Consider the following 20,042-nt stretch of genomic DNA (forward strand, 5'->3'; position numbering starts at 1 on the left):
ATACCCCTTCCCCATCTTGCCGTTCGAAGTGCTGACCACTGTTGACTTCGCACGAATCAACCTCGGTCGAGACGGGCCGGCCCTACGACATCGACATCGAGGTGCGCGGCCGCAGGTCACCCTCTGCCCGGACGGGCAGCAGTGGGGCAGCTCCACCGACGACAAGCCGGCCGAGCCGTTCCGCCAGGCCGTCACCCGGGACGCGAGGACCGGTGAGCTGATCGTCGAGGTCGTCGACGAACCAGGCCTCCGCGGCCCGTACGGCCATCGACCTGGCCGGCGCGGAGGTCGCCTCCGGGGCCAGGGTGACCACGCCGGCCGCCGCGCCCGGCGCGGTGAACACCGGGACCTCGAGGGCGGCCGCCCCGGAGACGTCCACCTTCACCGGCGTCGCGGGGAAGTTCGCCCTTCCCGGCGAACTCCGTCACCTTCCTGCGGATCAAGCAGAAGTAGCCCCCGGGGCCTGCCGGGCGGGCTGCTGTCCGAGGGGCAGCAGCCCGCGCTCGGCGAACACCTTCTTCGCGGCGAAGGTGGCGTTGAGCGCCTTCGGTATGCCGCAGTAGACGGCGGAGTGCAGCAGCGCCTCCGTGATCTGCTCGGGGGTGAGCCCCACGTTGAGGGCCGCGTTCACATGCACATCCAGCTGGGCCTCGCAGCCGCCGAGCGCGGTGAGCATGCCCAGGGTGACCAGCTGGCGGTCGCGCGGGGCGAGTCCGGGCCGGTCGTAGATCTCTCCGAAGGCCCAGGCGACGATCTGGTGCCCCAGCTCCGGGTTGACGTCGGCGAGCGCGTCGACGACCCGCTGCCCGGCCTCGCCGTCGACGTTCCTCAGGACCTCCAGGCCGTGGGTGAAGCGCTCGTCACGGGTGGTGCTCTCGCTCATGTCTGCTCGTCCGTTCCCGGCCGCCGCTCGTCCAGCAGCCCTTCGTAGTGGTCGATCTTGTCGTCCAGTGCGGCCGCGTTGCGCCTGAGCGCTCGGATGCGGCCGGCCACCTCGGCCCGGTGCGCGCGGAGCATCGCCAGCCGGCCGGCGACCGTCGCGTCCCCCTGCGCCCGCAGCCGTGCGAAGCGCTGCATGTCGGCGATGGACATGCCGGTCTCGCGCAGCCGCAGCAGAAACTCCAGCCAGGCCAGGTCCGCCGCCTGATAGCGCCGCTGGTTGCCGGTGGTCCGGCCGACCCGCTCGATCAGGCCGGCCTTCTCGTAGTAGCGCAGCGTGTCGTGGGAGAGGCCGGTGCGCTCGGCCACCTGGGCGATCGTCAAAGACGGCTCCCGGTCCTGCGGGAGGGGCTGTCCGCTGGTCATGACCAGAACGGTAGAACCTGGAGCGCGCTCCAGGTCAAGCCCTCCCCGCGACCGCCTGACCAGAGCTCAATCCTCCTTGAAGGCACCTTCCGAAAAACTGGACTTTCCCCCGCCGGTCACGAAATCCATGATTCGTCGACGGGATTCGGAATTTTGGGCCTCATTTTCAGGTGAGGTCACAATCATTCGGAAACCTCCCCCGTCCAAGTCGGCGAAACCAGCGAGGTGAATTCGCTGGGGGCCTGCCGGCGAATGGGCCGCTCGAGTCGGCCGGTGGGCTCCGCGCGCCCGGGCCGGCCGCGGCCCTGCTCGCCGCTGCCGTCGCGACCGCGGCGTTCCGTGCCGCCGACGCCCTCGCCCGCGGCTGTCCCTTCGGCCACCGCATGGCGCCCGATGCTGTGCGCGGGGCCGTACACCGCTCGGATCGCGGGCGCCGCACTCGTCAACAGAGTCCGGACACGCCCGGGTATGTGACCATCATCACCGCCGTCACCGCCCTCGCGGGCGTCCGGATGGTCATGCTGGGAGTCATCGGGGAGTACACCGGCCGCATCTACTACGAGGTGAAGGGGCGCCCGCACTTCCTGGTGAAGGCGACCACCGTGGAACGGACGAAAGATCTCATCCCCTGATGTCGAGGCAGATGCTCACCTTCGCTGTGGTCGGTGTCGTGAATACGGCCACCTACTACTGCCTTTATCTGTTGTTTCTGACCGGCCTTCCCTACCTCGCGGCGCACGTTCTTGCATTTCTGATCAGCATGACCGGATCCTTCTTCCTGAACGCGCGCTTCACCTACCGGACGCGGCCCACCTTGCGGAAATTCCTGCTGTTCCCGCTGACGAACGTCACCAATTTCCTGATCACCACGGCCGGGGTGTACGTGATCGTCGACGTCCTGCACGCCGGGAGCCGCTTCGCCCCGCTGCTCGCCTCGGCGGCGGCGGTCCCGGTCACCTTCGTCGTGTCCCGCCGGGTGATGCTCCCGAAGTCGATTGCATAAAAGTGCAGCGATACGTATAGTCATGCCATCCAGAGGAGGGTGGACATGGCGGTACGTGCGGCGGTGGCCGGAGCGAGCGGATACGCGGGCGGAGAGGTCCTGCGCCTGCTCCTCGCGCACCCGGAGGTCGAGATCGGTGCCCTGACCGGCAACTCCAACGCCGGGCAGCGGCTCGGCGCGCTCCAGCCGCATCTGCTGCCGCTGGCCGACCGCGTGCTCGCCGAGACCACGCCCGACGCCCTCGCCGGGCACGACGTCGTCTTCCTGGCGCTGCCGCACGGACAGTCCGCAGCCGTCGCCGAACAGCTCGGCCCGGATGTGCTCGTGGTCGACATGGGCGCCGACTTCCGGCTGAAGGACCCGGCCGACTGGGAGCGGTTCTACGGCTCCCCGCACGCCGGCACCTGGCCCTACGGCCTCCCCGAACTTCCGGGCGCCCGTGCCGCGCTGGAGGGGTCCAAGCGCATCGCGGTGCCCGGTTGCTACCCGACCGCCGTCTCCCTCGCCCTGTTCCCGGCCTACGCGGCCCATCTCGCCGAGCCGGAGGCGGTGATCGTCGCCGCCTCCGGCACCTCCGGCGCGGGCAAGGCGCCCAAGCCGCACCTGCTCGGCAGCGAGGTCATGGGCTCCATGTCGCCGTACGGCGTCGGCGGCGGCCACCGGCACACCCCCGAGATGATCCAGAACCTCAGCGCGGTGGCCGGGGAGCGGATCTCCGTCTCCTTCACGCCGACCCTGGCGCCGATGCCCCGCGGGATCCTGGCCACGTGCAGCGCGTCCGCTGTCGCGGGGGTGACGGCGGACTCCGTCCGCGCCGCCTACGACAAGGCGTACGCCGACGAGCCGTTCGTCCACCTGCTCCCCGAGGGCCAGTGGCCCACGACGGCGTCCGTCCACGGTTCCAACGCCGTTCAGGTGCAGGTCGCCCACGACGAGTCCGTGGGCCGCATCATCGCGATCAGCGCCATCGACAACCTGACCAAGGGCACCGCGGGCGGTGCCGTCCAGAGCATGAACCTCGCCCTCGGACTCGACGAGACGACCGGGCTTTCCACGATCGGAGTCGCTCCGTGAGCCGGGGGTACCGCCCAGCGGTAGCCGGGGGAGCAGGCGCAGCCGCCGGGCCGCAGACAACGACGAGAGCCGCACCGCTGCGCTGCACGGGCGGCAGTGACGTCAGCCTCCCCCACTCTCGGCTTCGCTCGAGCGGGGGGACCCCCATCCGCGGCGGAGCGAACGAGGAGATGCAGTGAGCGTCACGGCAGCCAAGGGATTCACAGCGGCGGGCATCGCCGCCGGGATCAAGGAGAACGGCAACCCCGACCTGGCCCTCGTGGTCAACAACGGGCCGCGCCGTGCCGCCGCGGGCGTCTTCACCTCCAACCGTGTGAAGGCCGCGCCCGTGCTCTGGTCGGAGCAGGTCCTCAACAGCGGCCAGGTGTCGGCCGTGGTGCTCAACTCCGGTGGTGCCAACGCCTGTACGGGCCCCAAGGGCTTCCAGGACACGCACGCGACCGCCGAGAAGGTGGCCGAGGTGCTCGGCCGGGGCGCCATCGAGGTCGCCGTCTGCTCCACCGGCCTCATCGGCGTGCTGCTGCCCATGGACAAGGTCCTCGCGGGAGTGGAGTCGGCGGCCGGCTCCTTGAGCGAGCACGGCGGCGAGAAGGCCGCCATCGCCATCAAGACCACCGACACCGTCCACAAGACGTCCGTGGTGACCGGGGACGGCTGGACCGTCGGCGGCATGGCCAAGGGAGCGGGCATGCTCGCGCCGGGTCTGGCCACCATGCTGGTCGTCCTCACCACGGACGCCGAACTGGAGAGCGACGCACTGGACAAGGCGCTGCGCGCGGCGACGCGGACCACCTTCGACCGGGTCGACTCCGACGGCTGCATGTCCACCAACGACACCGTGCTCCTGCTCGCCTCCGGCTCCTCCGGCATCACGCCCGCGTACGAGGAGTTCGCCGAGGCCGTGCGGAAGGTCTGCGACGACCTCGGCCGGCAGCTCATCGGCGACGCCGAGGGCGCCAGCAAGGACATCAAGGTCGAGGTGATCAACGCCGCGACCGAGGACGACGCCGTCGAGGTGGGCCGCTCCATCGCGCGCAACAACCTCCTCAAGTGCGCGATCCACGGCGAGGACCCGAACTGGGGCCGCGTCCTGTCCGCGATCGGCACCACCGGGGCCGCCTTCGAACCGGACGAGCTCAACGTCGCCATCAACGGCGTCTGGGTGTGCAAGAACGGTTCGGTCGGCGAGGACCGGGAGCTGGTCGACATGCGCTACCGCGAGGTGCACATCGTCGCCGACCTCGCGGCGGGCTCCGCGACCGCCACCATCTGGACCAACGACCTCACCGCCGACTACGTCCACGAGAACAGCGCCTACTCCTCATGAGCACTGGAACGACGCGTAAGCACACGGCCCTGCCCAAGGCCCAGATCCTCATCGAGGCGCTGCCCTGGCTGACCCGGCACCACGGCAAGGTCGTCGTCATCAAGTTCGGCGGAAACGCCATGGTGAACGAGGACCTGAAGGCCGCCTTCGCCCAGGACGTGGTCTTCCTGCGGCACGCCGGCCTCAAGCCGGTCGTGGTGCACGGCGGCGGCCCCCAGATCAGTGCCGCCCTCGACCGGCACGGCATCGTCAGCGAGTTCAAGGCGGGCCTGAGGGTCACCACCGAGGACGCCATGGACGTCGTACGAATGGTGCTGGCCGGCCAGGTCCAGCGCGAGCTGGTCGGGCTGCTCAACCAGCACGGCCCGCTCGCCGTGGGCCTGACGGGCGAGGACGCTGACACCATCACCGCCGTCAAGCACCAGCCGCGGATCGACGGCGAGCTGGTCGACATCGGGCGGGTCGGCGAGATCACCGCGATCGACACCGGCGCGATCGAGGCCCTGCTGGCCGACGGCCGCATCCCGGTCGTGTCCTCGATCGCCCGCAGTCAGGACGACGGACATGTCTACAACGTCAATGCTGATACGGCTGCTGCGGCACTCGCTGCGGCACTGGGGGCCGAAACCCTCATGGTCCTCACGGACGTCGAGGGCCTCTACGAGGACTGGCCCCGCTCCGACGAGGTGATCAGCCGCCTCACCGCGTCCCAGCTGGAGAAGCTGCTGCCGGAGTTGAGCTCCGGCATGGTGCCGAAGATGGAGGGCTGCCTGCACGCCGTGCGGGGTGGCGTGCACACCGCCCGCGTCATCGACGGCCGGGTCCAGCACTCGATCCTGCTGGAGATCTTCACCGACGAGGGCATCGGCACCATGGTCGTGCCCGACGAAGCCGAGGGGGAGCAGTCATGACGGGCAACCAGGAGCTCACCGCGCGGTGGCAGGGCGCGCTCATGAACAACTACGGCACCCCGCGACTGCCCCTGGTCCGCGGTGAGGGCGCCAAGCTGTGGGACGCCGACGGCAACGCGTACCTGGACTTCGTCGGCGGTATCGCGGTCAACGCGCTCGGCCACGCCCACCCGGCCGTCGTGGAGGCGGTGAGCAAGCAGATCGCCTCGCTCGGCCATGTCTCCAACCTGTTCGTCGCCGAGCCGCCCGTCGCCCTCGCCGAACGGCTCCTCCAGCTCTTCGGGCGGGACGGCAGGGTCTTCTTCTGCAACTCCGGCGCCGAGGCCAACGAGGGCGCCTTCAAGATCGGCCGGCTGACCGGGCGCACCCACATGGTCGCCACCCAGGGTGGCTTCCACGGCCGGACCATGGGCGCCCTCGCGCTCACCGGCCAGCCCGGCAAGCAGGAGCCCTTCCTGCCCCTGCCCGGCGACGTCACCCACGTCCCGTACGGCGACGCCCAGGCCCTGGCCGCGGCGGTGACGGAGGAGACGGCTCTCGTCGTCATCGAGCCGATCCAGGGCGAGAACGGGGTCGTGGTGCCCCCGGCCGGGTATCTGAAGGCGGCCCGCGCGATCACCGCCGCCACCGGGGCACTGCTCGTCCTCGACGAGGTGCAGACCGGTATCGGCCGCACCGGTGACTGGTTCGAGTACCAGGCCCACGAGGGCGTCCTGCCCGATGTCGTCACGCTCGCCAAGGGGCTCGGCGGCGGCCTGCCGCTCGGCGCCACCGTGGCCTTCGGGCGGGCCGCCGAACTGCTCCGGCCCGGTCAGCACGGTACGACCTTCGGCGGCAACCCGGTGGCCTGCGCCGCGGGGCTCGCCGTCCTCGACACCATCGCGGACGAGGGCCTGCTGGACAACGTGAAGCGGCAGAGCGGGGCACTGCGCGACGGAATCGAGGCTCTGGGGCACCCGTTGATCGATTATGTCCGGGGCGCGGGTCTCCTGCTGGGTATCGTGCTCACCGGGCCGCTCGCAGCGCAGGTGCAGCAGGCGGCCCAGGAGGCCGGGTTCCTGGTGAACGCGCCCGCTCCCGACGTCGTGCGGCTCATGCCGCCGCTGAACCTCCACGACGACGAGACGGGTGCCTTCCTCCGGGCACTGCCCGGCATCCTCGACGCGGCGGAACCAGTGAACACCCAGTGAAACCCAGTGACACCCAGTGAACGGGGACGGGCGATCCGGAGAATGAGGCGACGATGAGCCAGGCGCAGGACCACGAGCAGGCGGCGGGCGCCGGGCCGGCCGTGCCGCAGACCCGCACCGCGCGCCACCGCCGGATCGTGGACATCCTCAACCGGCAGCCGGTGCGCTCGCAGAGCCAGCTGGCGAAGCTGCTCGCCGATGACGGGCTGAGCGTCACCCAGGCGACGCTGTCGCGGGACCTCGACGAGCTGAACGCGGTCAAGATCCGCAACACCGACGGTGACCTGATCTACGCGGTACCGAGCGAGGGAGGCTTCCGCACGCCGCGCGCTCCGCTGGGGGAGTCGGCGAAGGAGGAGCGGATGCGGCGCCTGTCCCAGGAGCTGCTGATCTCCGCGGAGGCCTCCGCCAACCTCGTGGTCCTGCGCACCCCGCCGGGGGCCGCGCAGTTCCTCGCCTCGGCCATCGACCAGGCGGAACTGCACGACATCCTGGGCACGATCGCGGGTGACGACACGTTGCTGCTGATCAGCCGTGATCCCACCGGGGGGCAGGCACTGGCGGACCACCTGCTGCGGCTCGCGCAGAACGGGCACTGACCGGCGTGCGGGGCCCGGCCCGTCGGCGGAGAATAGGAATGTGATCTTCCACGGCGGCCGGGCAATCTCCTGGCGGCGGTCGGCCGTATACAGAGGTGTGTCGGGTTTCCGGTTCCCCGTGGGCCGCCTCCCGGACGAGGCACTCCTGTCCGGGTTGGCCACCGGTGACCCGGAACTTGCCGTCACTTTCGTACGGAGGTTCCAGCACAGGGTCTTCGGCGTCGCCATGGCGGTCACCGGGGACCCACAGATCGCCGAGGACGTTGCCCAGCAGACGTTCGAGCGTGCGTGGCGTCATGCGCAGATCTACGACTCGCGGCGCGGGTCGGTCACCACCTGGCTGACGACCATCGCGCACAACCTCGCCATCGACGCCGTCCGTGCGCGTCGGACGGAGCCGGTGGCGCCCGAGGACCTGGATGCGCTTCTGGGCGTCGTCACCGAGACCCCCGAGCGGTGGGCGCTGGCCGACGAGGCCTCGTCCCAGCTCCGGGCCGCGGTGGCGCGGCTGCCGCGGGAACAGGCCCGTGCCCTGGTGATGGCTGGGATCTACGGAATGACGGCCCAGCAGGTCGCCGACGCGGAGGAGATCCCGCTGGGCACCGCCAAGACGCGGATCAGGGCAGCGATGGGAAAACTGCGGATCACACTCGCGTCTCCGAAGCGAGGCGACCATGTCCAGTGACGAGACCTGCGAGAATCTGCGGGAGATCGGGGCCGAGCTGGCGCTCGGCGTGCTGCCGGGCCGTGAGCGGGCGGCCGCGATCGCCCATCTGGACCGGTGCGCGGACTGCCGGGAGTACGTCGGGCACCTGTGTCTCGTCGGTGACAAGCTGGTCGGCCTGCTGCCGGACCGCGAGCCTCCACTCGGGTTCGAGACGCGGGTGTCGCGCAGGCTCGCCCACGACGCGGCGGCGCACGAGGTGCGCGCGCACGCGCGCAAGTCCGGCCGCCCGCAGCAGGGCCTGCGCGGCCGCGCCCGCCGGACCCGGGTGCGGATCGCGTCCGTCGCGGCCGCGCTCGCCGTCGCCCTCGGATTCGCGGGCTGGGCGGTCGGCACCGCCATCGAGAACGTCACGGCCTCCTCCCCGGTCGCCGTGTCGTCCGAGCCCGTGCTGGTCGGAGACATGACGTCGGTCTCGGACGGTGGGCAGCCCGCGGGCGAGGTGTACGCCCACCCCGGGACCCCCGGCTGGATCTTCATGACCGTCGCTCTCACCGGGCCCGCCGCACCCTACAGCGGCAAGGTCCACTGCCTGCTCGAGCGCCCGGACGGGACGACCGTCCGCGTCGGCGACTTCGACCTGCGCGACGGACACGGCCAGTGGGGCGTGGCCGCCCCCGTCGACCCGGCGGGGGTCGCCGGTGCCCGTCTGACGTCACCGGACGGCACGATCCTCGCCACGGCGCACTTGGAGACGGGTCACGTCGTGACCCCCGTGCAGTGAACCCGGCGCCCGCCGGGCCTCAGCCGCGGGATGCGGGGTCCGGCAGGCCGGGCAGTGCCGCTTCCAGGGCGGCGGCCAGTTCGGCGACCGTGGGCCGGCACGACGCGTCGGCCCGGAGGCAGCCGTCGACGGCGGCGGCGAGAGCAGCGGGCAGGCGCCGCCGGGACCCGATCGGCGGGGCAGTCTGCTCCAACTGCGGATAGCGCTTGTCCGGGCAGCCGGAACCGTCGCCGTCCGCCTCGTCCCCGCCGTAGGGCTCGCCCACCGGCCCGTCGCAGTCGAACGGCAGACCACCGCAGGCCACCTCGAACAGCGTGATGCCGATGCCCCACACGTCCGCGGCGGCCGTCAGCGGGTTGCCCCGGGCCTGCTCGGGAGCCAGATAGCAGAACGTGCCCAACCCGGCGGGCGCCGGCCCCGGAGGTCGCGCGACGCTCAGGTCCAGCACCTTCGCATGACCACGGTCCACCACCACGTTGGACGGCTTGAGGTCCAGGTGGAGCAGCCCCTGACCGTGCAGGTAGTGGATCGCCGAACACAACTGGATCCCGAGGAGCGCCACGTCGGCGGCGGCCGGCCGGCGCCGCACCCGGTCCAGGAGGTGGGACAGCGTCTCACCGGTCAGGGTCTCCAGGACGACCAGCGGCTCGGGCGACTCGAAGGTCTCGTAGGCGCGGACCAGGTGCGGATGGGTGAACTCCCGCAGCCACCGGCCCTCCCGCAACAGCCGCCGGGCAAGCCGCTCCTCGCCCTGATGGTCGGGACGCACCACCTTGATCACGCAGCGGCAGCCCCGTTCGTCGCTCCAGGCGTCGTAGACGTCGAGCCAGCCCGTGCGCGCCAGGTGGGCGAGGACCTCGTAGCCCGCGACCGGTTTCGTGCCCGGTACCAAGGGTGGGGCCGTCCGGCCCGCGGGGGCGCTCACGACAGCACCTTTCCCGGGTCCCCGGATCCGGTCGTGCCGTTCAGCCGGTGGAGCCGGGCGTACGTCCCCTCGCGCCGGAGCAGTTCGTCGTGGGCGCCGTGCTCGACGACCCGGCCGTGGTCGAGCACCACGATGTGGGTGGCGTCCCGCACGGTCAGCAGGTTGTGGGAGATGACGATGGTCGTCCGCCCGGCCATGAGCCGGCGCAGCGGATCCATGATCCGCCGGCCCGACCGGACGTCGAGCCCGGTGGTCGGTTCGTCGAGCAGGAGCACGGGCGCGTCCCTGATCATCGCGCGGGCGATCGCCAGGCGCTGGCGCTGTCCGCCGGAGAGGGTCCGGCCGCGCTGGCCGACCAGCGTGTCGTAGCCCTCGGGGAGCAGCTCGATGAACTCGTGCGCGTCGGCGGCGCGCGCCGCCGCGACGATGTCCGTCTCCGTCGCCTCCGGCCGGCCGTAGGCGATGTTCTCCCGCACGGTGCCGTGGAAGACGAGCGTCTCCTGGAGCACCACCGCGACGTTCTCCCGTACGTCCGGCAGGCGCAGGGTGCGCAGGTCGTCCCCGTCGAGGCGGACCGCCCCCCGGTCGGGGTCGTAGAAGCGCAGCTGCAGTTTGGCGACCGTCGACTTGCCTGCCCCGCTGGCCCCGACCAGGGCCAGCGTCTCGCCGGGCGCCACGTGGAAGGACACGTCCGACAGCGCCCAGGACGAGATGCCGGGGTAGCGGAAGGAGACGCCGTCGAACTCCACGTCCCCGCGCGCCCGGCCGATCCGCCGGGCACTCGCGGACTCGGTCACCTCGGGCTGCTGATCCAGCAACTCGATGATGCGTTCGGCCGAGGCGGACGCCGCGTAAAAGGTGGAGCCCAGCCGCGACAGGCCGCGCACCGGGCTGTAGAGCTTGCTGATCAGCGCCAGGAAGACCAGCAGCCCGCCCAGGGTGAGTTGTCCCTGGGCCAGTTTCCAGGTGCCCAGGCCCATGACCGCGAGGCCGCCGGTCACCTCGATGACCTCGACGATGGGTGCGTAGACGGCACGGATGCGTGCCGAGGCCATCGCCGCCCGGAACCGGCCGGCGCTCTCCCGCTCGAACCGGCGCTCCTCCCACCCCTGCCGGTTGTACGCCTGCACGAGGGCGACGTTGCCCAGCGACTCCTCGGCGATCGCGCTGATCGAGCCGGTCAGACGCCTGCGCTCCTGCGAGGCATCCTTGATCAGCCGCGAGAAGTGCCGGCCGGCACCCCAGAACAGCGGGACGATGAGCAGGGCGAGCAGGGTCAGATCCCATTGCAGGTAGAACAGCAGGCCGAGGAAGACGCCCAGCCGGATCACGTAGTAGAGGGCGTCCGCCACTCCCGACAGCAGGAACGTCTCGACCGCGTCGACGTCGCCCGTGACCCGCGCCAGCACGTCACCGAGCCGCCGGCGTTCGAAGAAACCGAGCGACAGCCCCTGCACGTGCCGGAACACATCGGCGCGCAGGGACAGCAGGAAGCGTTCGCTGATCCAGGTGGACGTCACGTCGTCGGCGAACCCCAGAATGCCGGAGCAGAGAACGAGCCCCAGATAGGCCGGTGCGATCCACAGGAACGGCCCGAGGTCACGGGGGACCAGCACGTCGTCGACGACGATCTTGAACAGCCAGATCTCCGCGGCGTCGACCGCGGGGCCGACCAGGCTGAAGAAGACGACGGGCACGAGCCAGCGCCGCCAGCCGCGGGTGTAGGGCCAGAACCGCCGGAACACCGCGCTCGGCGGCACCGGGGGCGCGGCCGCGACCACTGCGTCGGAGGTGTCACCCACCGACAGCAGACGCCGCAGGACATGCGCCATGGCATGCGTTCCTCGGGGATCGGCGAAGCGGACCGGGTCCTTCCGTCTCCGGTCCGCTCAGCCTTCGGGTGTGTTCAGTAGCCGCCGTGGCCGCCGTGGCCGCCGTGGTCGCCGTGGCCGTGGTCGCCGTGGCCGTGGTCGCCGTGACCGCCGTGGTCGTGGCCGTTGTTGTGACGGTGCCCATGCCCCGACCCGTTGTTGTTCGACGAGTTGTCGTCGCGACGCTTGGCGGGCATGAGACTGCTGAAGATGGCCATGTCGTTCCTCCTGAAACTTGCTTCACAGGGAATACGTCTCAGGGCGGAAGTTGGATGCCGTCTCAAGGTAAAACTGGACGAAATACCATATCTAGCCCAGTCGGGCCGCCAGCCCGTCGGTGCAGCGCACCTCGTCACCTGCCGTGATCAGCAGTCCCTCGACGTCCGGCAGCGACTCCAGCCATGCCAGTCCCGCCCGCGACCCCATCGCGAACGCCGCCGTGGCCCAGCAGTCGATCCAGGTCAGCCGCGGCCCGACCACCGTCACCGCCACCAGGTCCGTCACCGCCGACCTGCCGGTGCGCGGATCCACGATGTGCGCCCCGCGCTCGGCCGTACCGGAGGTGGCCACCGACAGCTCCTCCACCCCGGCCGCCGAGATCACCGCCGCCAGCCCGCCGGGGCGCAGGGGGTCGGACACCCCCACCCGCCACGGGCGCTGCGGCTGCGGCGCGCCCAGCATCTGGACGTCACCGCCCCCGTTCACGCTGACCCCGCACACGCCGTCCACCGCGGCCAGCAGCCGCGCCGCCCGCTCCGCCGACCAGCCCTTCACGATCCCGGTCGGATCCAGCACCCCTCGGTACCGGGTGCTGAACCATCCCTCGCTCACCCGCTCCGCCTCGGCCGCCAGTCCCAGCACCTCGGCCACCTCCGGAGCGCACTCCGCCACGGTCAGCTCGCCCCGGGCCAGCCGCGACACCTCGCTGTCCTCGCGGTAGGTGGAGAAGAGCGCGTCGACGCGGTGCAGGCCCGCGACCGCCTCCTCCAGCGCCTGCCGTACCGCACGGGGTTCCCCGCCGCGGACGTCGAAGGAGAAGACGGTCCCCATGACCTCCTCCGCATGACGCACCGCGGCGGGAGCTTCAGCCGGCTCGGCCACCGCGTCAGCCACCGGCCTGGTCCAGCGCCGACTGGAGCGACTGCTTGTAGCCGGTGCTGGTATAGGTGGCCCCGGAGACCGCGTCGATGTCCGCGGTGCCCGCGGCCACGGCCTCCTGGTTGAGCTTGGGCACGGCCAGTCGCGTCTTCTGGTCGCTGAGGCCGCCCTTGGGCGCCTGGACCGCGTCCGCCTTGGTGATCTTCCCGTTGCTGACCGTGATCCGCACCTGCACCGGTCCGTACTGCGTCTGGGCGACCTTGCCGGTGACCGTACGGGCCTGCGCCGAGCCCGAAGAGCCGGAGGAGCCCGAAGAGCCGGAGGAGCCGGAGGAGCCGGAGGTGCCTGCCGAGGAGGTCTTCACCTTGTCCAACGCCGACTGCAGCGACTTCTTGTACCCGGTACTCGTGTACGTCGCCCCGGACACCGCGTCGATCTGCGCACTCTGCGCCGCCACGGCCTCCTGGTTGAGCTTGGGCACGGCCAGGTGCGTCTTCTGGTCGCTGAGGCCGCCCTTGGGCGCCTGCACCGCCTCCGCCTTGGTGATCTTGCCGCCTGCGACGGTCAGCCGTACCTGCACGGCCCCGTACTGGGTCTGCGCCGCGTCACCCGTCACCGTGCCGGAGCCGGTGGCGGCCTGCGCGCCGCCTTGGCCGCCCTGGGGAGACTCCTGCCCTGACGCCGTCTGCTGCGGTGCCGCACCCGCCGCCGACGCGGCGGCCGGATCCGAGGCGGGCTTCAGCGACAGCAGCAGCACGACACCGGACACGGTGGCGGCGGTGGCCAGCACGACGCGCCGAATGGGGTGGCTCTTCCTCATCGCTTCGCAGCTCCCGCTCACATCTCGAACGACTCGTGGTGGATACGGCGCGCGGGAACCCCCGCGCCGCGCAGTGCCTCGTACACCGACTGCGCGAAGCCCGGCGGGCCGCACATGAAGACATCGTGGCGGTCGATGTCCGGGATCTTCCGCTCCAGGTTCTCCGCCGAGATGTCGGGCCGCTCGCCGTCCGGGCTGTTGACCGCGTACATCAGCCGGGCGCCGCGCTCGTCGGCGATCGCGGCCAGTTCGTCCCACAGCGCCAGGTCCTGCGTGGTGTTGGCCCGGTAGAGCAGGGTGATGTCACCGGCCGCCCCGGGCAGCGTCTCGAACAGCGCCCGCATCGGCGTGATGCCGACCCCGCCCGCGACCAGCAGCACCTTGCCCCGACTTCGCCGCTGTGCGGTGAGCGCGCCGTACGGGCCCTCCGCCCACACCCGGGTGCCGGGGGTCAGCTCGCGCAGCCGGGCGCTGTGGTCGCCGATCGCCTTCACGGTGATCCGCAGCATGTCGGGGCGGGGCGCCGCCGACAGCGAGTACGGGTGCGAGCTGAACCGCATCCCGGGCGCGAGGAACCGCCAGCGGAAGAACTGGCCCGCCTCCGCGCCCATCCGGTGCAGCCTGCGCCCGCCGATCAGCACCGACACGATGCCCGGCGTCTCCTCGATGACCGCCTCCACCCGCAAGCGGTGACGGACGTTCAGCCGGATCGGGGTGAGGATCCGGTACCAGATCACGAGCGCGGTGACCGTGCCGTAGAGCCCGTACCAGAAGGTCTTGGCGGCGGGCTCGACCGCGAAGTCGTTGCCGGTGGTGATCTGGTGCCAGAACGTCAGGAACACCGCCGCGTACGTGAGCAGATGGACGTGGTACCAGGTGTCGTACGGCAGCCGGCGGCGGATCCCGCCGATCGACGTCAGGCCGATGAGCACGAACAGGCCCGTGCCGATCGCGGCCTTGCCCATGTCCGGCAGCTGGTTGATGGAGTCGGTGGTCTGCTGGACGATGTCGCCGAGCGACTTGCCGGCCTGCAGCGCGTACCCCCACATGGTGAGGAAGACGTGCGCGACGATCAGACAGAGCGTGTAACGGCCGCTCATCGCGTGCCAGCGGGCCACCCGGTCGGAGCCCACGCGCCGTTCCAGTGCGGGGACCCGCGCCATCTGCAGCACGACCAGCGCCATGAGGTAGCCGGCCAGCAGGCCGGTGATCCGGCCCGCGTTCAGGATCTTGCCGTTGTCGTCGGCGATGGACGGTGTGTTGTGCCACCAGAGCCACAGCACGGCCGCCGCGCCCGCCCCGACCGCGAGCAGCAGCGGGACGGCCGGCGAGCGGCGCGGGCGGATGCGGCGCATCGTCTGGCGGCGGGCGGCACGTCCGCCTGCGAGCGTGGTGGTCACGGTTCCTCCGTGGGGACTTGACCCTTGGCCCACAGATACGCGCCGCATGCGCTGAGTGTTCAGAGGCCCGCGGAGTCCAGCGCGGACTGGAGCGACTGGCGATAGCCGTCACTGGTGTAGGTGGCCCCCGAGACCGTGTCGATCTGCGCGCTCTGCGCCGTCAGGGCCTCGCGCCGCAGCTGCGGGAGGGCGTAGCCGTTGATCTCCTGGTCGCGCGGGTTGTCCTGGGGGTAGTTCAGGGCCGTCACCTCGGTGAGCTTGCCGCTCTTGATCGTGACACGGACCTGGACCGGACCCCACCGGGTCTGGATCGTGTCGCCGGTGACGGTCCTGCTGGCGCTGGAGCCGGATCCGCCGGACGATCCACTGGACCCACCGGACGACCCGCTCGACCCGCCCGACTCGGCCGGCGCGCTCGTGCTGCTGGACGGGGCGGGGGAGGAGGCGCCCACGGCGATCCCGGGGCTCGTGTGGGGCTTCAGCGACAGCAGCAGCACCATCCCGGAGACGGTGGCGGCGCTCGCGAGCACGATGCGGCGCAGGGGACGGTTCTTCTTCAGTGCGTGCACCGGTGATGCCTCACAGTTCGAACGACTCGTGGTGGATACGGCGGTCCGGGACCCCGGCCGCCCGGAGCGCGCCGTACACGTCCTGCGCGAAGCCGTGCGGACCGCATAGGTAGACGTCCTGGCCGGCCAGCCCCGGGAAGGTCGCGCGCAGCGACTCCGCCGTGATGCCCGGGCGCTCTCCGCGCGGCCCGTTCAGCGCGTACAGCACCTGCGTGCCACGTCGGCGGGCGATTGCCTCCAGCTCGCCGCCCAGCGCCAGGTCCTCGGCGGAGCGCGCACGGTAGAGCAGGGTGACCTCGCCGGGCAGCGTCTCGAACAGCGCCCGCAGCGGGGTGATGCCGACGCCGGCGGCGATCAGCAGGGACCGGTGGCCGGTGGCCCGGTCCGCGGTCAGGGAGCCGTACGGGCCCTCGGCCCACACCCGGGTGCCCGGCCGCAGCAGCGGGACGGCCGCACTGTGGTCGCCGAGCGCCTTCACCGTGATCCGCAGCAGGTCCGGGCGCGCCGGTGCCGACAGGGAGTACGGCGTCGACGCCCAGCCCATGCCCTCGCCCAGGAACCGCCAGCGGAAGAACTGCCCCGGCCGCGCACCCAGCTCGTCCAGATTCCGCCCGCGCATGACGACCGAGTACACGCCCGGTGCCTCCCTGTGCACCGACTCCACGCGCAGCCGGTGCCGCAGGTTGAGCCGGACCGGGGCGAGGACGCGGAACCACACCACCAGGGCGGCCACCCCGAGGTACAGCGCGTACCAGACGGCGGTGGCCACGGGCTTGCCGTTGAACTCGTCACCCAGGGCGATCTGGTGCCCGAAGGCGAGGAAGACGGCCGCGTACGTGAGGAGGTGGACGTAGTACCAGAACTCGTAGCTCGTGCGCCGGCGCACCGCACGCACCGAGGTGATGCCCACCGCGAAGAGGATCACCGTGCCGGCGGTGGCCTTGAGCATCTCGGGATAGTCCAGGACGACGGTGAGCGCCTCGTGCCACAGCGAGGCCCGGTCCTGGGCGGCGTACCCGGCCAGGACCAGCCCGATGTGCGCGACGAGCAGGCAGATCGTGTACCGGCCTGCCATCGCGTGCCAGCGCGCCACCCGGTCGGAGCCGATCCGCACCTCCAGCAGCGGGACCCGTGCCATCAGGCCGACCAGCACCGCGCAGGCGTACCCGCACAGCAGGCCGGCGATCCGCCCGGCCCCGGTCAGCCAGCCCGTGGTGCCGACCACGGCGCCCGTGTCCGCCCACCACAGGGCGACCACGGCCGCCGCCCCGGCCCACAGCACGGCCGACACGAGCCCCGCGGGGGAGCGCCGTGCGGCCGGCGGCACGGGCGGAGCCGCGCGCCGCTCGTCCACGGTCGTCATGAGTGCCGTCCCTTCGTTCGTCGTGCCAGGCCACTGTGCGTGCCGAAGCTCTGAGGCAGCTCTGAGCGACCGGGTGCGGAAGCCCTCTGAGAGGAAACTCAGAGGGCTTCCGCACCCGGCCCTCACGTGGGCCCGGACCGACTCAGAGAAAACTCAGAGCCCCCCGGGCGGCACGCCGCCCTCGGCGGGAGCGATGCTGGTAGACGCGATGAACACCACCCGCTCCGGCCGCCCCGCCCTCACCCGACCCGACGGGACCGCCCTGCGTGTCCTCGTCGTCGACGACGACCCCGATCTCGCCGAGGTGCTCACCGGTGCCCTGCGCTACGAGGGCTGGGAGGTGCGCGCGGCCGGCGACGGTGCCTCCGCGGTCACCGCGGCGCGCGAGCTGCTGCCCGACGCCGTCGTCCTGGACGTGATGCTCCCGGACACCGACGGCTTCGCCGTGCTGCGCCGGCTGCACGAGGTGAAGCCCGAGGTGTGCGTCCTCTTCCTCACCGCGCGGGACGCGGTCGAGGACCGGATCGCCGGTATCACCGCGGGCGGCGACGACTACGTGACCAAGCCGTTCAGCCTGGAGGAGGTGGTCGCCCGGCTGCGCGGGCTGCTGCGCCGCGCGGGCATGGCCCGCCAGCTGGAGGAGGGGCCGCGGCTGACCGTCGGCGACCTGGTCATGGACGAGGAGGCCCGCGAGGTGACCCGGAACGGAGAGCTGGTCGACCTCTCACCGACCGAGTTCGAACTCCTGCGCTTCCTCATGCGCAACCCGCGCCGTGTCCTCAGCAAGGCACAGATCCTGGACCGGGTCTGGTCCTACGACTTCGGCGGCCGGGCCCATGTGGTCGAGCTGTACATCTCCTACCTGCGCAAGAAGGTGGACGCGGGCCGCGAGCCCATGATCCACACGGTGCGCGGGGCCGGATACGTCCTGAAGCCGGTGCCCAGGTGAGGTCCGTACGGCAACTGTCCCGCCCCCGTACCCTGCGCGCCCGCCTCACCTTCGGCCTGGTGATCCTGCTCGCGGTGAGCTGCGCTGCCGTGGGACTCGCCGCGGTCGTCGAACTGAACGGCTTCCTCACCCAGCGCCTCGACGAACAGCTCGCCCAGGTCGGCACACGGTTCCCGGAGAGCCTGGAACACAACGGCCCGGTGCCGGACGACCACGACGGCGACGAGCACGGTGACACCCGCCGCCTGGCCACCGGCACCTTCGGCGCCCGCATGCTGAACGGCAAGGTCACCCACAAGGGCCTCATCCGCTCCGGTGACCCCTCCGCCGACCTGAACGTCGACCTGACCGCCTCGGACCGCAAGCGGCTGGCCTCGGTTCCGGTCGACGGCAGACCCCACACCGTCGACCTCTCCGCCCTGGACGACTACCGGGTCGTCGCGACCGCGGGAGGAGACGGAGACGTCCTGCTGGTCGGCCTGCCGCTGGAGCCCGTCCAGGTCACCGTCCACCGTCTCGAACTGGTGGCCGGGATCGTCTTCGGCTTGGCCCTGGTGGTCACCGGCGTGGCCGGGGCGTTCTGGGTCCGCTGGTCGCTGCGCCCGCTCAGCCGGGTGGCCGCCACCGCCACCCGGGTCAGCGAACTCCCCCTGGCCAGCGGCGACGTCGCGCTGCCTGCCCGGGCCCCGGAGTCCGAGCCCCGCAGCGAGGTCGGCCGGGTGGCGGGCGCCTTCAACCGCATGCTGGGGCACGTCGAGGACGCCCTGACCAAGCGCCACGCCAGCGAGGAGCGGCTGCGCCGCTTCGCCACCGACGCCAGCCACGAACTGCGCACCCCGGTCGCCTCGGTCCGCGGTCACGCGGAACTGGCCCTCCTCCACCCGGGGCCGGTACCCGCCGAGGTGACCCGGGCCCTGGAGCGCATCGCCGCCGAGTCCTCCCGCATGGGCGAGATGGTGGACGACCTGCTCCTGCTGGCCCGCCTCGACGCGGGCCGCCCCCTGGAGCGCCGTCCGGTCGACCTCACCCACCTGGTCCTGGACGCGGTGACGGACGCCCGGGCCGCGGGCCCTGACCATCGCTGGATCCTGGATCTCCCGGAGGAACCGGTGACGGTGCCGGGCGACAGCCACCGCCTGCAACAGGTGCTGGCCAACCTGTTGGCCAACGCGCGTCTGCACACGCCCGTGGGCACGAAGGTGACGGTGATCCTGGAGGCCGAGGCGGATCAGGCCTGCCTGTCCGTCCACGACGACGGGCCGGGTGTACCCGAGGAAGTCCGGCCGGGCGTCTTTGAACGCTTCACGCGAGCGGAACACCGCCGCCGCCCGGACGCCTCCGGCGGCGGGGCAGGGCTGGGCCTGTCGATCGTGGCGGCGGTGGTGGAGGCGCACGGGGGCGGTGTGGGCCTGGACAGCAGGCCGGGGGCGACGACGTTCACCGTGCGGCTGCCCTTGGGCGATGCCGGTGCTGACGTCAGTAACGGGTGATCGCCGTCCGGCCGTTCACGGTCCCGATCGCGATGTGCGGTTTCCTGCCGGGGTCCGCCCACCTCAGAATCCGCCGCATGGCATCCTCCGGCACCGACACACAACCGGCCGTCGCCGCACGCCCGTTCACATGCAGAAAGATCCCGGCCCCCCGCCCCCGCACCGGACGGTCGTAGTTGAACCCGATGACGAGTCCGTAGGCGTACTGCGTCTTGTAGGAGAGCAGCTGCTCGGACTCGGAGGCACGGCAGTCGGCCGGAAGAGGGTCGACCCACCGGTTGTACGCCGTGGACCCGGTGTCCTCGCACCACCAGGAAGTCTTCGTCACCGCCCGGTACGCGACGCGGGTGCCGCCGGGCGCCGCCTTGATCCCGAAGGCGAAGGGAAAGCCGTACAGCCCGGTCGGAGTGGTGTTCGTCCCCTGCTTCCGCGTACCCCCCTCCACCAGCCCCTTCGCCCCGAACCGTGCCGGCGCCGACCCGGCCCGGACCCACTGGCCGTGCCTGCGGTTCCACCAGACGAGCGTCCCGGACGTCGAGCCGGCACGCGGTGCCTGAGCGGTGATCAGCTGGGTGCCGCCGCCGGTGTCCGCCATCCGCGCGGGCAACGGAACGGGCCCGGGGCCCGGCGCGAAGCCGAGCAGGGAGAGGCAGGACAGGGAGGACGCGGACACGAGGGCGACGACGACACCGGGGCGCAT

21 protein-coding genes and 2 pseudogenes are annotated in these 20,042 nt (G+C 71.6%); 12 read left to right on the forward strand and 11 right to left on the reverse strand.

Going from position 1 to position 20,042, the window contains the following annotated elements:
• Window positions 1-62 precede the first annotated feature (62 nt).
• A pseudogene (locus ACFZDC_RS18480) lies at window positions 63-453 on the forward strand (alpha-N-arabinofuranosidase); the annotation flags it as partial.
• On the opposite strand, the gene ACFZDC_RS18485 reads toward ACFZDC_RS18480, so the two are convergent.
• Both ACFZDC_RS18485 and ACFZDC_RS18490 read right to left on the reverse strand, forming a co-directional pair.
• Complete coding sequence (locus ACFZDC_RS18485) at window positions 440-883, reverse strand: carboxymuconolactone decarboxylase family protein (RefSeq protein WP_391324975.1); 444 nt, start codon at window positions 881-883, stop codon at window positions 440-442. The pseudogene ACFZDC_RS18480 and the gene ACFZDC_RS18485 sit on opposite strands and share 14 nt — an antisense overlap.
• Window positions 880-1,305 (reverse strand): MerR family transcriptional regulator, encoded by a 426-nt coding sequence (locus ACFZDC_RS18490; protein WP_391324977.1) that lies wholly within the window; start codon window positions 1,303-1,305, stop codon window positions 880-882. The genes ACFZDC_RS18485 and ACFZDC_RS18490 overlap by 4 nt, the downstream gene beginning before the upstream one ends.
• Before the next feature lie 393 nt (window positions 1,306-1,698).
• Between ACFZDC_RS18490 and ACFZDC_RS18495 the strand changes: the two are divergent.
• The 9 genes and pseudogenes from ACFZDC_RS18495 to ACFZDC_RS18535 form a co-directional block, all read left to right on the forward strand.
• Window positions 1,699-1,937, forward strand: a pseudogene (locus tag ACFZDC_RS18495) (glycosyltransferase); the annotation flags it as partial.
• Window positions 1,937-2,308 (forward strand): GtrA family protein, encoded by a 372-nt coding sequence (locus ACFZDC_RS18500; protein ID WP_391324979.1) that lies wholly within the window; start codon window positions 1,937-1,939, stop codon window positions 2,306-2,308. The pseudogene ACFZDC_RS18495 and the gene ACFZDC_RS18500, both read left to right, overlap by 1 nt.
• Window positions 2,309-2,353: 45 nt before the next feature.
• Window positions 2,354-3,382: an N-acetyl-gamma-glutamyl-phosphate reductase gene (gene argC, locus ACFZDC_RS18505; protein ID WP_391324981.1), complete on the forward strand. Its 1,029-nt coding sequence runs from the start codon at window positions 2,354-2,356 to the stop codon at window positions 3,380-3,382.
• 175 nt (window positions 3,383-3,557) lie between these two features.
• Window positions 3,558-4,709 (forward strand): bifunctional glutamate N-acetyltransferase/amino-acid acetyltransferase ArgJ, encoded by a 1,152-nt coding sequence (gene argJ, locus ACFZDC_RS18510; protein ID WP_391324983.1) that lies wholly within the window; start codon window positions 3,558-3,560, stop codon window positions 4,707-4,709.
• On the forward strand, window positions 4,706-5,620 hold the full coding sequence (gene argB / locus ACFZDC_RS18515; RefSeq protein ID WP_391324985.1) for an acetylglutamate kinase: 915 nt from the start codon (window positions 4,706-4,708) through the stop codon (window positions 5,618-5,620). The genes argJ and argB overlap by 4 nt, the downstream gene beginning before the upstream one ends.
• Window positions 5,617-6,810, forward strand: a complete 1,194-nt coding sequence (locus ACFZDC_RS18520) for an acetylornithine transaminase (protein ID WP_391324987.1) — start codon at window positions 5,617-5,619, stop codon at window positions 6,808-6,810. The genes argB and ACFZDC_RS18520 overlap by 4 nt, the downstream gene beginning before the upstream one ends.
• Before the next feature lie 53 nt (window positions 6,811-6,863).
• Window positions 6,864-7,409 (forward strand): arginine repressor, encoded by a 546-nt coding sequence (locus ACFZDC_RS18525; RefSeq protein WP_391324989.1) that lies wholly within the window; start codon window positions 6,864-6,866, stop codon window positions 7,407-7,409.
• Between the two features lie 97 nt (window positions 7,410-7,506).
• A complete protein-coding gene (locus tag ACFZDC_RS18530) occupies window positions 7,507-8,094 on the forward strand; it encodes a sigma-70 family RNA polymerase sigma factor (protein WP_391325108.1) in 588 nt (195 codons plus the stop codon).
• On the forward strand, window positions 8,084-8,857 hold the full coding sequence (locus ACFZDC_RS18535; RefSeq protein ID WP_391324991.1) for a hypothetical protein: 774 nt from the start codon (window positions 8,084-8,086) through the stop codon (window positions 8,855-8,857). The genes ACFZDC_RS18530 and ACFZDC_RS18535 overlap by 11 nt, the downstream gene beginning before the upstream one ends.
• Window positions 8,858-8,876: 19 nt before the next feature.
• Here ACFZDC_RS18535 and ACFZDC_RS18540 read toward each other — a convergent pair whose 3' ends face one another.
• From ACFZDC_RS18540 to ACFZDC_RS18575, 8 genes are all read right to left on the reverse strand, one after another.
• Complete coding sequence (locus ACFZDC_RS18540) at window positions 8,877-9,782, reverse strand: protein kinase (RefSeq protein ID WP_391324993.1); 906 nt, start codon at window positions 9,780-9,782, stop codon at window positions 8,877-8,879.
• Window positions 9,779-11,614 carry an ABC transporter transmembrane domain-containing protein gene (locus ACFZDC_RS18545; RefSeq protein ID WP_391324995.1) on the reverse strand — a complete coding sequence of 612 codons (1,836 nt, stop codon included), beginning with the start codon at window positions 11,612-11,614 and terminating at the stop codon, window positions 9,779-9,781. Before ACFZDC_RS18545 ends, ACFZDC_RS18540 begins: the two co-directional genes overlap by 4 nt.
• A gap of 74 nt (window positions 11,615-11,688) precedes the next feature.
• A complete protein-coding gene (locus ACFZDC_RS18550; protein ID WP_391324997.1) occupies window positions 11,689-11,871 on the reverse strand; it encodes a hypothetical protein in 183 nt (60 codons plus the stop codon).
• 91 nt (window positions 11,872-11,962) lie between these two features.
• Window positions 11,963-12,703 carry an FAD:protein FMN transferase gene (locus ACFZDC_RS18555; RefSeq protein ID WP_391324999.1) on the reverse strand — a complete coding sequence of 247 codons (741 nt, stop codon included), beginning with the start codon at window positions 12,701-12,703 and terminating at the stop codon, window positions 11,963-11,965.
• Window positions 12,704-12,758: 55 nt separating this feature from the next.
• Complete coding sequence (locus tag ACFZDC_RS18560; RefSeq protein ID WP_391325001.1) at window positions 12,759-13,571, reverse strand: FMN-binding protein; 813 nt, start codon at window positions 13,569-13,571, stop codon at window positions 12,759-12,761.
• A gap of 17 nt (window positions 13,572-13,588) precedes the next feature.
• Window positions 13,589-14,971, reverse strand: coding sequence for a ferric reductase-like transmembrane domain-containing protein (locus tag ACFZDC_RS18565; protein WP_391325003.1), 1,383 nt, complete (start codon window positions 14,969-14,971; stop codon window positions 13,589-13,591).
• A gap of 59 nt (window positions 14,972-15,030) precedes the next feature.
• Window positions 15,031-15,540 carry an FMN-binding protein gene (locus ACFZDC_RS18570; RefSeq protein ID WP_391325005.1) on the reverse strand — a complete coding sequence of 170 codons (510 nt, stop codon included), beginning with the start codon at window positions 15,538-15,540 and terminating at the stop codon, window positions 15,031-15,033.
• Between the two features lie 10 nt (window positions 15,541-15,550).
• The gene (locus ACFZDC_RS18575; RefSeq protein ID WP_391325007.1) at window positions 15,551-16,903 is read right to left on the reverse strand and encodes a ferric reductase-like transmembrane domain-containing protein; all 1,353 of its coding nucleotides are present in this window, start codon (window positions 16,901-16,903) and stop codon (window positions 15,551-15,553) included.
• Window positions 16,904-17,111: 208 nt separating this feature from the next.
• Here ACFZDC_RS18575 and ACFZDC_RS18580 point away from each other — a divergent pair, with 208 nt between their 5' ends.
• The gene (locus ACFZDC_RS18580) at window positions 17,112-17,852 is read left to right on the forward strand and encodes a response regulator (protein WP_391325110.1); all 741 of its coding nucleotides are present in this window, start codon (window positions 17,112-17,114) and stop codon (window positions 17,850-17,852) included.
• A complete protein-coding gene (locus ACFZDC_RS18585; RefSeq protein ID WP_391325009.1) occupies window positions 17,849-19,342 on the forward strand; it encodes an ATP-binding protein in 1,494 nt (497 codons plus the stop codon). The genes ACFZDC_RS18580 and ACFZDC_RS18585 overlap by 4 nt, the downstream gene beginning before the upstream one ends.
• Here ACFZDC_RS18585 and ACFZDC_RS18590 read toward each other — a convergent pair.
• On the reverse strand, window positions 19,329-20,042 hold the full coding sequence (locus tag ACFZDC_RS18590; protein ID WP_391325011.1) for a L,D-transpeptidase family protein: 714 nt from the start codon (window positions 20,040-20,042) through the stop codon (window positions 19,329-19,331). The genes ACFZDC_RS18585 and ACFZDC_RS18590 overlap by 14 nt on opposite strands.

The organism is Streptomyces sp. NPDC007905, assembly GCF_042959345.1.
In the GTDB taxonomy this organism is placed as follows: domain Bacteria; phylum Actinomycetota; class Actinomycetes; order Streptomycetales; family Streptomycetaceae; genus Streptomyces.

Bases quoted from the DNA above. Each gene is read 5' to 3' on its own strand.
- ACFZDC_RS18485 (WP_391324975.1), bottom strand. From the start codon at position 883: ATGAGCGAGAGCACCACCCGTGACGAGCGCTTCACCCACGGCCTGGAG.
- ACFZDC_RS18490 (WP_391324977.1), bottom strand. From the start codon at position 1,305: ATGACCAGCGGACAGCCCCTCCCGCAGGACCGGGAGCCGTCTTTGACG.
- ACFZDC_RS18500 (WP_391324979.1), top strand. From the start codon at position 1,937: ATGTCGAGGCAGATGCTCACCTTCGCTGTGGTCGGTGTCGTGAATACG.
- argC (WP_391324981.1), top strand. From the start codon at position 2,354: ATGGCGGTACGTGCGGCGGTGGCCGGAGCGAGCGGATACGCGGGCGGA.
- argB (WP_391324985.1), top strand. From the start codon at position 4,706: ATGAGCACTGGAACGACGCGTAAGCACACGGCCCTGCCCAAGGCCCAG.
- ACFZDC_RS18520 (WP_391324987.1), top strand. From the start codon at position 5,617: ATGACGGGCAACCAGGAGCTCACCGCGCGGTGGCAGGGCGCGCTCATG.
- ACFZDC_RS18525 (WP_391324989.1), top strand. From the start codon at position 6,864: ATGAGCCAGGCGCAGGACCACGAGCAGGCGGCGGGCGCCGGGCCGGCC.
- ACFZDC_RS18535 (WP_391324991.1), top strand. From the start codon at position 8,084: ATGTCCAGTGACGAGACCTGCGAGAATCTGCGGGAGATCGGGGCCGAG.
- ACFZDC_RS18545 (WP_391324995.1), bottom strand. From the start codon at position 11,614: ATGGCGCATGTCCTGCGGCGTCTGCTGTCGGTGGGTGACACCTCCGAC.
- ACFZDC_RS18550 (WP_391324997.1), bottom strand. From the start codon at position 11,871: ATGGCCATCTTCAGCAGTCTCATGCCCGCCAAGCGTCGCGACGACAAC.
- ACFZDC_RS18555 (WP_391324999.1), bottom strand. From the start codon at position 12,703: ATGGGGACCGTCTTCTCCTTCGACGTCCGCGGCGGGGAACCCCGTGCG.
- ACFZDC_RS18560 (WP_391325001.1), bottom strand. From the start codon at position 13,571: ATGAGGAAGAGCCACCCCATTCGGCGCGTCGTGCTGGCCACCGCCGCC.
- ACFZDC_RS18575 (WP_391325007.1), bottom strand. From the start codon at position 16,903: ATGACGACCGTGGACGAGCGGCGCGCGGCTCCGCCCGTGCCGCCGGCC.
- ACFZDC_RS18580 (WP_391325110.1), top strand. From the start codon at position 17,112: ATGAACACCACCCGCTCCGGCCGCCCCGCCCTCACCCGACCCGACGGG.
- ACFZDC_RS18590 (WP_391325011.1), bottom strand. From the start codon at position 20,042: ATGCGCCCCGGTGTCGTCGTCGCCCTCGTGTCCGCGTCCTCCCTGTCC.